11 protein-coding genes are annotated in these 10,627 nt (G+C 61.1%); all 11 read left to right on the top strand.

All coding sequences use genetic code 11. From position 1 onward, the window contains the following. The coding region (locus tag ONB25_14700; GenBank protein ID MDZ7394133.1) for an HAD-IC family P-type ATPase at positions 1-902 on the top strand (902 nt) is incomplete at its 5' end. A 45-nt stretch (positions 903-947) separates the two neighbouring features. After that, complete coding sequence (locus ONB25_14695) at positions 948-2,639, top strand: L-lactate permease (protein ID MDZ7394132.1); 1,692 nt, start codon at positions 948-950, stop codon at positions 2,637-2,639. Positions 2,640-2,789: 150 nt separating this feature from the next. Beyond that, a complete protein-coding gene (locus ONB25_14690) occupies positions 2,790-3,395 on the top strand; it encodes a hypothetical protein (protein MDZ7394131.1) in 606 nt (201 codons plus the stop codon). Then, a complete protein-coding gene (locus ONB25_14685; protein MDZ7394130.1) occupies positions 3,388-3,885 on the top strand; it encodes a DUF2764 domain-containing protein in 498 nt (165 codons plus the stop codon). Before ONB25_14690 ends, ONB25_14685 begins: the two co-directional genes overlap by 8 nt. Beyond that, on the top strand, positions 3,882-5,624 hold the full coding sequence (locus ONB25_14680; protein ID MDZ7394129.1) for a V-type ATP synthase subunit A: 1,743 nt from the start codon (positions 3,882-3,884) through the stop codon (positions 5,622-5,624). The genes ONB25_14685 and ONB25_14680 overlap by 4 nt, the downstream gene beginning before the upstream one ends. Further along, positions 5,608-6,969 carry a V-type ATP synthase subunit B gene (locus tag ONB25_14675; protein ID MDZ7394128.1) on the top strand — a complete coding sequence of 454 codons (1,362 nt, stop codon included), beginning with the start codon at positions 5,608-5,610 and terminating at the stop codon, positions 6,967-6,969. The genes ONB25_14680 and ONB25_14675 overlap by 17 nt, the downstream gene beginning before the upstream one ends. A 12-nt stretch (positions 6,970-6,981) precedes the next feature. Beyond that, positions 6,982-7,584, top strand: coding sequence for a V-type ATP synthase subunit D (locus tag ONB25_14670; GenBank protein MDZ7394127.1), 603 nt, complete (start codon positions 6,982-6,984; stop codon positions 7,582-7,584). Continuing rightward, on the top strand, positions 7,581-9,356 hold the full coding sequence (locus tag ONB25_14665) for a hypothetical protein (GenBank protein MDZ7394126.1): 1,776 nt from the start codon (positions 7,581-7,583) through the stop codon (positions 9,354-9,356). Before ONB25_14670 ends, ONB25_14665 begins: the two co-directional genes overlap by 4 nt. 35 nt (positions 9,357-9,391) lie before the next feature. Next, the gene (locus tag ONB25_14660; protein ID MDZ7394125.1) at positions 9,392-9,832 is read left to right on the top strand and encodes a V-type ATP synthase subunit K; all 441 of its coding nucleotides are present in this window, start codon (positions 9,392-9,394) and stop codon (positions 9,830-9,832) included. Between the two features lie 40 nt (positions 9,833-9,872). Then, the gene (locus ONB25_14655; GenBank protein ID MDZ7394124.1) at positions 9,873-10,097 is read left to right on the top strand and encodes an AtpZ/AtpI family protein; all 225 of its coding nucleotides are present in this window, start codon (positions 9,873-9,875) and stop codon (positions 10,095-10,097) included. 22 nt (positions 10,098-10,119) lie between these two features. Next, a partial coding sequence (locus tag ONB25_14650; protein MDZ7394123.1) for a F0F1 ATP synthase subunit A occupies positions 10,120-10,627 on the top strand: 508 nt, incomplete at its 3' end.

Raw genomic sequence — 10,627 nt, 5'->3', positions numbered from 1 at the left:
AAGAGAAAGTCGACCGGATCGACGTCTATTCGCGCGTATCGCCGAGCCATAAGCTGCGTGTGGTGACCGCACTGCAGAAGCGCGGGCACGTGGTCGCGATGACCGGTGACGGCGTCAACGACGCGCCGGCGCTGAAAAAGGCCGATATCGGGGTGGCCATGGGCATCACCGGCACCGATGTCAGCAAAGAGGCCGCGGCCATGACCCTCACCGATGATAATTTTGCCTCCATCGTGGCTGCGGTGGAGGAGGGGCGGGGCATCTTTGACAACATCAAGAAGTTTCTCATGTACTTGCTCTCCTCCAATGTGGGCGAGATCGGGTTGATGGCAGGAGCACTGCTGGCCGGCTTGCCGTTGCCCCTCAGCGCCGTGCAGATTCTCTACGTTAACCTCGCCACCGATGGATTGCCGGCGCTGGCACTTTCTGTGGACCCGCCGGCCCCTGACCTTATGCGTCGGCGCCCACGTCGGCCCCGCGCCGGCCTTTTTACTCGTCCCGTGTTAGCACTCATGGCGGTGGCTGGCATCTGGTCGATGCTCATCAATCTGGGGCTCTTCTCCTGTGCCCTGCGCAGCGGCCGCCCCCAGCAAGAGGCCATGACTATGGCCTTCGTGTCGCTGATCGGCATCCAGTTCTTCAAGGCGTACAACTTTCGCTCCGACCGCCACTCGGTGCTTTCGCGCCCCCTGGCCAACAAGTGGCTGAACTTGGCCATCGGCTGGGAGTTGGCCCTGCTCTGCCTCATCGTCTACGCGCATCCGCTGCAGCGAATTTTCGGTACTTATGCGCTGCCGCTGAGAGATTGGCTCATCGTGGGGGTAGCCACGTGCACGGTGTCGATCATCCTTGAGGCGGCGAAGGCCTTAATAAGGCGCGGGGTAGCCGGGCCACTGGAGTGAGTTGCCATCCAACTGTCTGGTGAGGACCAAGGAGGGAGGTGAAGGGTGAGTGAGTCGCTGCAGGCACTGGGTGCGGTGACACCTATTGTCGTGGCAGCGGTGCTGCTGGTCGGGTTTCGGATGCCGGCAAGGCAATCCATGCCCGTGGCTTACGCCCTGACGTTATTCCTCGCTTGGACAGTATGGCGGGTCTCGCCGCGCGTATTGGCCGCCTCAACCGTACAGGGGCTCTTCATTACCTTTGACCTCCTTTACATCATCTTCGGGGCTCTCCTGCTGCTCAATACCTTGCAGCGCTCAGGGGCGCTGGCCGCCATCCGCAGTGGCTTTACCCAGCTCAGCGCAGACCGCCGGGTGCAAATAATTCTGGTTGGCTGGCTCTTTGGTGCCTTCATTGAGGGCGCTTCGGGGTTTGGTACGCCTGCGGCCATTGCCGCCCCCCTCCTGGTCGGGCTCGGTTTTCCGGCGATGGCGGCAGTCATGATAGGCCTCATGGTCCAAAGCACGCCGGTGACCTTTGGCGCAGTAGGCACACCCATCCTTGTCGGGGCGCGCGGCGGACTTGCGAGCCCAGCCCTGGAGCAGACCATGGCAGGTGTGGGCGTCACCATGGATGGCTACTTGCGGGCTATTGCAGCCCACGCCGCAGTGCTGCACGCAGTGGTGGGTTCATTCATGCCGTTGCTGATGGTTGCCATGACCACCCGTTTCTTCGGGGCCCGGCGGTCCTGGCGGGAGGGATTGGCAGTTGCGCCCCTAGCACTGCTGGGCGGAGTGGTGTTTACCCTGCCATACGTCTTTACCGGGGTCTTCCTCGGACCGGAGTTTCCGTCCTTACTCGGTGCACTTGTGGGTTTGGCAGTGTTTGGCCTCATTCTGCGCGCGCGCCTGCTGATCCCCCGTGTCCCTTGGGATTTTCCGCCCCCGGCCGACTGGCCTGCGGAGTGGCAGGGCAGGGTGCGCTCAACACCCACGGAGTGCGTCGCGCGTCCCATACCCGCGTCGTTAGGCTGGGCACCCTACGTGCTCTTAGCGGGGCTGCTGGTGCTCACCCGCCTGCCATACATCCACCTGGGTGCACTTTTGCAGCGCGTTGTAGTGAGGTGGCCGCACATCTTCGGCACACCCCTAAGCGCGTCCTCGCAACCTCTTTATCTCCCAGGCACGCTCATGGTGCTTGTCGTGTTGGTCAGTGCGCTCCTGTACCGCTTACCGCCGCGCCAGCTTGCCTTGGCGTTGCGACAGTCCGCCTGCACCCTCTACGGTGCGGGTTTTGTGCTGGTATTCACTGTGCCCATGGTGCGCATCTACATCAACTCGGGGCTGAACGACGCCGGACTGGCGAGCATGCCGGTCGCACTCGCGACATGGGTGGCACTGCATGTGGGAAAGCTCTGGCCCCTTCTGGCTCCTTCCGTGGGAGCCTTGGGGGCCTTTATCGCCGGAAGTAACACGGTGAGCAACCTGATGTTCTGCTTGTTCCAACATGGCGTTGCCAGTGCCCTGCACGTATCTGGGGTGCTGGTGGTGGCTCTGCAGGCGGTGGGTGCTGCCGCAGGCAACATGGTGGCTATCCACAACGTGGTGGCCGCTTCCGCCACGGTGGGGCTTCTCGGCAAAGAGGGGGTAACGCTGCGCAAGACTTTCTTGCCGACTGCTTACTACCTCGTGGCGGTAGGCCTTCTGGGCATGGTTGGCGCCTATAGCCTGCGCCTTTTTGACCCGGTGACTATGTGAGGCCATCAAGCGTGGAATTTCTAATAGGTTCTGCAGCGTAGCGATGGCCAAAACCGCAAAAAAACCTTTGCAAGTTTGGCCAAAAGGCGGTATATTTTAGTTCGGCGGTGCCACCGGTGGGAGGTGGGTGCCAAGCGGAGGAGATGGGCGATGGAAGTCAAGCTTGAAACCCTGATTGAGAAGATCAAGAAGGAGGGCATCGAGGAGGCCCGGCAGACGTCCGAGCAGATCGTGGCGCAGGCGCAGGCGCAGGCGGCGGCTACTGTTGCCCAGGCCCAGGAAGAAGCTGCGCGCATCATAGCTCAGGGCAAAGCCGAGGCCGAGCGATTCCGCCGCAATGCCGAACTGGCGCTGCAGCAGGCGGCGCGGGACACAGTGCTCAGTCTCAAGGAGCGCGTCAGCGAGCTCTTCGACCGGGTCTTCAAGCAGGAAGTGGCACAAACCCTATCACCAGAGTTCCTCAGCCAGCTTATTCAGAGCCTGGTCAACCAGTGGGCCCGGGACGGCTCAGCGGAGGTAGTGGTGAGTGCCGAGGACAAGGAAAAGCTTCAGGCACTGTTGTTCGCCGGGGTGCGTCAGCAGCTTCGAGATGGCCTGGTGCTGCGGGTGGGAGATTCGGTGAGCAAGGGCTTTCGCATCGGCCTGCGGGGCGAGGATGTCTACTACGACTTCACCGACGAGAGCATCGCCGAGGTGCTCAAGTCGTTCCTCAACCCCACGCTGCAGGCGCTGCTGAACGGCCAGAACAATGGATAAGCACTACTACCTCGTTTCCCAACTGCCCACGCTCTACTTCGACCGGGAGACGTACCTAACCGTAGAGTCATTCCTCCAGGAGGCGGCCAAGTGGTTGTCGCCGGCGGAGTATGAAACGCTGGCCGCCATTGACATCAACGATGTGACCATTCCGCGCCACTGTCCGGCAGTGCTGGCCGGGTACAAAGAGTTCGAGCGCCGTCTCCGCGCTGACATCGCCTCTTGGCGGCAGGCACAACGCACCGGGCAGGAGTACAAGCCATCGACTTTCCCCGCAAGCCTCCTGCGTGAGGGCACCCCCCTTGAAGTGGAAAAACGCCTTTTGCGCCTGAGATGGGACTTTATCGAGCAGCAAGAGAGCGAGCACCATTTCGACACTGACTTCTTGATCCTCTACATGCTCAAGCTACAGATTTTGCGTCGGCTCTTCACTTTCAACAAGGAAAAGGGGATGGAACTATTCACAAGGCTGTGTGAGGTGGAGGCATGAGTGCGGCGGTGGGCAAGATCATCGGCGTCAGCGGCAACATGGTGGCCATTGCCGTCGATGGAAGCGTGATGCAGAACGAGGTGGGCCATATCCTTCACGGCGAGGAAGAGCTGGTCGCCGAGGTAGTACGCATCAACCGCGACGTGGCCTACGTGCAGGTGTTTGAGAGCACAAAAGGGCTTAAAGTCGGGGATCAGGCGCGCTTCGCGGGGCACTTGCTTTCGGCGGAGTTGGGGCCAGGGCTGCTGGGGCAGATCTACGATGGTTTGCAGAACCCTCTGCCGCAGCTGGCCGCAGAGTTTGGCTTCTTCTTGCCCAGAGGGGTCAAGAGGCCTGGCCTTGACTTGGAAAAAAAGTGGGCTTTTACTCCTTTGGTGAAGAGGGGTGATGTGGTGCGGGCAGGCATTCCCTTGGGCTATGTGCCGGAAGGGATCTTTAAGCACTACATCATGGTGCCCTTCGACCTGCGCGGCGACTACGTGGTGGAGGAGATCGCTGACGCCGGCAACTATACGGTCACGGAGACGGTGGCGTCCCTGCGGGACCAGGCCGGCAAAGTGCTTTCTCTGACCATGTCCTTCCACTGGCCGGTCAAGATCCCCATCCGTGCCTACCGGGAACGGCTGGTGCCCAAGGAGACCTTTATCACCCGCGCGCGGATCATTGACAGCTTCTTCCCCGTGGCGAAAGGGGGCACGTTTTGCGTACCCGGTCCATTCGGCGCCGGCAAGACCGTGTTGCAGCAGCTCATTAGCCGCTACGCCGATGCCGATATCGTGATCGTGGCGGCGTGCGGGGAGCGGGCAGGGGAGGTGGTAGAGACCCTGCGGGAGTTTCCGCACATCGAGGACCCCCGCACCGGTCGCTCGCTGATGGAGCGGACCATCATCATCGTCAATACCAGCGCCATGCCGGTGGCAGCACGCGAGGCGTCGGTGTACACGGCGGCAACGCTGGGCGAGTACTACCGCCAGATGGGCCTGAACGTGCTGCTCCTTGCCGACTCGACCTCCCGCTGGGCGCAGGCCATGCGCGAGATATCCGGTCGTCTGGAGGAGATCCCCGGCGAAGAGGCATTCCCTGCTTACCTTGAGTCGCGCATTGCCGAGTTCTACGAGCGGGCTGGACTGGTGGTGCTGCCGAACGGGCAGATGGGCAGTCTCACCATTGGGGGGACGGTGAGCCCGGCAGGCGGCAACTTCGAGGAGCCGGTCACCCAAGCAACCCTCAAAGTCGTGGGCGCGTTCTTGGGGCTGAGTCGGGAGCGCGCCAATGCCCGACGGTTCCCCTCCATTGACCCCCTGGACAGTTGGAGCAAGTACGACAGCTTCATCCCCGCCGACCAGCTGCGCGACGGCAAACAGATCCTGGTGGCCGGGAACGAGGTCCGGCAGATGATGATGGTGGTGGGCGAAGAGGCCACCTCGATCGACGACTTTGTGGTCTATCTCAAGGCCGAGTTTCTCGATGCCGTGTACTTACAGCAGAACGGCTTTGACCCCATCGACGCCGCCTCCTCAAAGGAGCGGCAGCAGTATGTCTTTGCCAAAGTGCACAAGGTGCTTGTGAGCAATTTCTCCTTCGCGAGCAAAGACGAGGCGCGGGAGTATTTCTATCGGCTTCGTCAGCACTTTATCGACTGGAACTACCTGCCGATGGATGCGCCGGAGTTCAAGACTCAGGAGCAGGCAATCGATCGACTTCTGGAGGAGCGCAGCGCCCATGCGAAGAGTCTGTAGCAAGATTCTCCAAGTTGTGGGCAACGTTATCACCGTGCGCGCCACGGATGTTGCCTATGAGGAACTGGCCGAGATCACGACGCAGCGGGGCAAGTCGCTGGCCCAAGTGATCAAGCTTGACGGTGACCTGGTCTCCTTGCAGGTCTTTGCCGGAAGCCGCGGGATCTCCGTCGACGACGAGGTGCGCTTCCTGGGCCACCCTATGCTGGTCACGTTTTCGGAGAACATGTTGGGGCGCGTGTTCGACGGGGCGGGCATGCCACGTGATAAGGGACCGCAGCTGACCGAGCATCTAATCCCGGTGGCCGGTCCACCGGTCAACCCCTACAAGCGCATCATCCCCAGGAGGATGATCCGCACCAATATCCCCATGATCGATGTGTTCAACTCCCTCGTGGTCTCCCAGAAACTGCCCATCTTCTCCGTATCCGGCGAACCGTACAACGAGCTGCTTGCCCGTATCGCCTTACAGGCAGAGGTGGACATGATCATTCTCGGGGGCATCGGTCTCAAGTACGACCAGTACATGTATTTCAAGACGGTGCTGGAGGAGGGAGGAGCGCTCTACCGCTCGATCTTTTTCATCAACACTGCCGCCGACCCCATTGTGGAGAGTCTCATGGTGCCGGACCTCTGTCTGGCGGTGGCAGAAAAGTTCGCTTTGCAGGGCAAAGATGTGTTGGTGCTCCTCACGGATATGACCAACTTTGCCGACGCCTTGAAAGAGATCTCCATCACCATGGAGCATGTGCCGTCCAACCGCGGCTATCCAGGCGACTTGTATACGCAACTGGCGCAGCGCTACGAGAAGGCGGTGGACTTTGAGGACGCCGGGTCGATCACCATCCTGGCGGTGACTACCATGCCGGGCAACGATGTGACTCACCCGGTGCCAGATAACACCGGCTACATTACGGAGGGCCAGTTCTACCTCCACGGCGGGCGCATCGACCCCTTTGGCTCCTTGAGCCGCCTCAAACAGCTGGTGAACAAGAACACGCGCAAGGACCATCGCGCCATCATGGATGGCATGATCCAGCTTTATGCGCAGTACAAAGAGACCGAGGAGAAGCGAGCGATGGGCTTCCGCATGAGCACTTGGGACAACAAGCTGCTCAAGTACGGTAAGCTTTTCGAGTCCCAGATGATGGACCTTTCGGTCAACATCCCGCTGGAGAAGGCACTGGATTTGGGGTGGCAGATTCTGGCCCAATGCTTCCGACCCGAGGAGACCGGACTGCGCACGGAGCTCATCAAAGAGTTCTGGCCGGGGATAGCGGAGCGGAAAGCGGCTGCTGTGGAGGCGGAGAAAGAGGAAGTTGCCGTAGAGGCTGCCTCCGAATAGCGGGTTGAGGACATGGCTAAGGTCAGGCTGACCAGGATTGAGCTCAAGAGGCAGAAGGACAACCTGCGGCGCTTCTTGCGCTATCTGCCGACGCTGGAGCTGAAGAAGCAGCAGCTCTTGCAGGAGATCCGTTCGTTGCAGCGCACACGCGAGGCGCTGGTGGCAGACATCGAGCGGGTCAACGGCGAGGTGCGCCAGTGGGCGGACGTCTTTGCCGAAGAGGTCGGGTTGCCCGGTCTGGTGCGGGTGGCAGAGGTAGTCACCGACACCGGTAACATCGCCGGCATCGACATCCCCCTGTTCAGCTCAATCCGCTTTGAAGATGTGCCCTACGACCTTTTCACCACACCGTTGTGGGTGGACCGGGCCATTGCGGTGTGCAAGGAGCAGATCGAGAGACGGGTTCGCCTGGGCATCTTGGAGCGGCAATTGGCTATCCTCCAGGAGGAGCTGCGCGTGACCATCCAGCGCATCAAGCTCTTTGAGGAGATCAAGATCCCGGAGGCGCAGGAGAACATTCGCGTCATTCAGATATTCCTGGGCGACCAGATGACTGCCGAAGTGGTGCGAGGCAAGATCGCGAAGGCGAAAATCGAGAAGCGGCGCGAACAGTGATCGTCAAGATGAAAAAGGTGACCCTCCTGGTGCGGGCAGCGGACCGGGAGGAGGCGGTGACGCGGCTACGCACGCTTGGGGTTGTGCACGTCCAACCGGTAGCGCCCCCGCAGTCGGAGGATGTTGCGCGACTGGAGAGCGAGCTGGCCGAAGTGGAGCGCGCCCTAAGCCTCGTGGGAGCGGAGGCGGCAGAGCGAGCTGAAGAGGTGGCTGAACCGGCGCGCCTGGTAGGCCACATCCTTGAGCGCGCCCGCCAACGGGAGCAGCTCCTCCGCGAGTTAGAGGAGCTCCGGGACCAGCACCGCTGGTTCGAGCGCTGGGGACGGGTGTCATTGGCCTCTGTGCAGGAGCTGGCGCGGGCAGGCATCGTGCTCCGTTTCTATGTGGGCGAGCGCCAGGCAGTGCGCGCGTTGCCGCCGGAGAAGACCATCCAGGTGGTGCGCGAAGAACAGCAAACCGTGTACTTTGTCTACTTTGCCACCTCGTCCGATGACCGGCTGGAGTTCAGGGAGGAGCCCATGCCGGAGGTAGAGGTGGATGCCTTAGAGGCCCAGATGGCCGAGGCGGAGGAGGCCATCGCGGCTATCGAGCAGGAGCTGGCTGCGTTGGCGCGCCATCGCCCTGCACTGGGCAGATACCAGCAGCAGCTCACCAAGCGCCTGGAGTTTGGGCGGGTCCTGGCCGGCATGGGCCAGGCCGAAGAGATCGCCTTCCTGCAGGGATTTTGTCCCGCAGAAGAGGTGAAGCGCGTGACCGCTGCCGCTGACCGCGAAGGGTGGGCCTACACTGTGGCAGACCCGGACAACCCAGAGGAGGTACCCACGCTCATCCGCAATCCGCGGTGGCTGCGCATTGTGGAACCGGTGTTCAAATTCCTGGGGACCGTGCCGGGTTATGCAGAGCACGACATCAGCTTCTGGTTCCTACTGTTCTTCAGCGTCTTCTTTGCCATTCTGATCGGCGACGCCGGCTATGGTGTGCTCTTTTTGGCCGCCACGTGGTTGGTGCGGCGCAAGGCTCGTCAAGCACCCCGTGAACCGTTCTTGCTCATGTACGTACTGAGTTTTGCCACGCTCATGTGGGGGGCCATCTCTGGCAACTGGTTTGGCGTACCCCAAGTGGCACAGCTGCCCGTCCTGAAGCGGCTTATCGTGGATCCGGTGAATGCCTTCGCCACGGACAACCAGGATTTCATGATGTACTTCTGTTTTCTCATCGGGGCATTGCACCTCACCGTGGCGCACGCCATGAACGCGTTCCGGCTGCTCAACTCGCTCCGCGCGTTGGCACAAGTGGGATGGATAGCCATCGTTTGGGGGCTGTTCTTTACGGCTGGACGTCTGGTGCTGGGCAAGAGTGGGCCATCGGCCACCGTGATTTTGGCTCTTGTGGGCGGGGGTACAGGGCTAGTCCTCCTATTTGCCAATGCGCAGCGCAAGTTTTTCAAGGGAGTGTTGCAGTCGTTGGCCGAGACACCGCTGAGTGTAATCAGTTCGTTTTCCGACGTGGTGAGCTATCTGCGTCTGTTCGCGGTCGGCTTTGCTTCGGTGACCGTCGAGTCCAGTTTCAACGAGATGGCCCTGAGCATGGGGTTCAACTCTGTGCTCCGCGGGTTGATCGCCGCGTTTATCCTCTTTTTCGGGCACTCCTTGAACATAGTGCTGGGGTTCATGGCGGTGATCGTGCACGGGGTGCGTCTCAACATGTTGGAGTTCTCTGGCCATTTGGGTATGCAGTGGTCTGGACGGCCCTACCAGCCGTTCCGTGACTGAGGGGCTGGCAAAGGAGAGAGGAAAGGAGATGGAGTATGGTGCAGGGATTTGGTGACATGAGTGTTTCGTTGGCCTTGGCGGCGGTGGGTTCGGCGTTGGGCGCAGGTGTGGCAGGGATGTCGGCGGTGGGAGCCTGGAAGCGCGCCTTTGCCCAAAACAAGGCCGCGCCCTTTATCATGGTGGCCTTTGTGGGTGCCCCGCTGTCGCAGACCATCTACGGCATGATCCTGCGCAACGCCATCCGCAGCGCCAATCTCCCCCCCGAGACCTACCTACACCAGATTCTCCTCGGGGCCTTTGCTGGCTTTGCCATGGGCATGTCCGCCTACATGCAGGGTAAGGCAGGCGCCAAAGCCGCCGACGCCCTTGGGGAAACCGGCAAGGGTTTTGGTCAGTACATCATGGTGCTGGGTATCATCGAGACCGTCGCACTGTTCATCATGGTGTTCACTCTGGCCGCCATCCCGAGGGCTTGAGCCGTTACCACCTAGTCACCGGCCCGAACACGAGGCGGTAATGCCCGGTGAGCCACCCTCTTCCGCGGTTCGACAGGTGGCCTACGCGCTGGGGGCAGTAGGGCGCGTGAGTGTTTTGATTATGGTTTCCGTGGGGGGGCCCTTGGCCCTTGGCTTGTGGCTGGATCGCACCCTGAGGACCTCCCCTTGGCTCTTACTCGTGGGCATGGTGGTTGGGGTGGTGCTGTGTGTGGTGAGCGTCGCTCGTGTTTCGCGCATGCAATGAGAAAAAGCAGAGTGCGGGCTATATGAGCAAACGAGCGAAAGTCCTTCTTGTCGTACTGGCAGCAATAGCGCTGGTGGTTGCGGGCAACTTGTTTCTACGCTTCCATCTGCCTCCGGTCATGATTCGCCCTGAGGCGATCCCAGGGCTTAAGGTGGGCGGAGTGCAGGTGACTAATACCCTGCTCACCGCACTGCTGGTGGATGTGATCCTGATTGTCTTGGCGGTTGCGGCTACGCGGCGCATGCGTCTCGTTCCGTCGGGGGTGCAAAACTTTGTCGAATGGGTGATCGAGACCCTCTATCGCCTCACCGAGTCGGTGGCAGGGGCCAAGTGGACACCGCGCTTCTTTGCCGTCGTAGCCACCATCTTCCTGTACGTGTTGGTCTCCAACTGGTTCGGGCTCCTGCCCGGGCTTAGTGCTTTCGGTGTGGTGGAGGAGCACCCTGCAGCTACCCAGGCCCATCATTCTGCGGCCTCCCTTGGCAGCCATGAGCCCGGCCCGGCGGAGGTCATCGTGCCACTCTTCCGTT

It is taken from the genome of candidate division KSB1 bacterium (assembly GCA_034506335.1).
Lineage (GTDB): Bacteria > Zhuqueibacterota > Zhuqueibacteria > JANLFK01 > Oleimicrobiaceae > Oleimicrobium.
This window is presented reverse-complemented; position numbering and strand designations above follow the sequence as displayed.

Coding starts and splice junctions, on each gene's coding strand:
- ONB25_14690 (MDZ7394131.1), top strand. CDS start 2,790: ATGGAAGTCAAGCTTGAAACCCTGATTGAGAAGATCAAGAAGGAGGGC.
- ONB25_14685 (MDZ7394130.1), top strand. CDS start 3,388: ATGGATAAGCACTACTACCTCGTTTCCCAACTGCCCACGCTCTACTTC.
- ONB25_14680 (MDZ7394129.1), top strand. CDS start 3,882: ATGAGTGCGGCGGTGGGCAAGATCATCGGCGTCAGCGGCAACATGGTG.
- ONB25_14675 (MDZ7394128.1), top strand. CDS start 5,608: ATGCGAAGAGTCTGTAGCAAGATTCTCCAAGTTGTGGGCAACGTTATC.
- ONB25_14670 (MDZ7394127.1), top strand. CDS start 6,982: ATGGCTAAGGTCAGGCTGACCAGGATTGAGCTCAAGAGGCAGAAGGAC.
- ONB25_14660 (MDZ7394125.1), top strand. CDS start 9,392: ATGGTGCAGGGATTTGGTGACATGAGTGTTTCGTTGGCCTTGGCGGCG.
- ONB25_14655 (MDZ7394124.1), top strand. CDS start 9,873: ATGCCCGGTGAGCCACCCTCTTCCGCGGTTCGACAGGTGGCCTACGCG.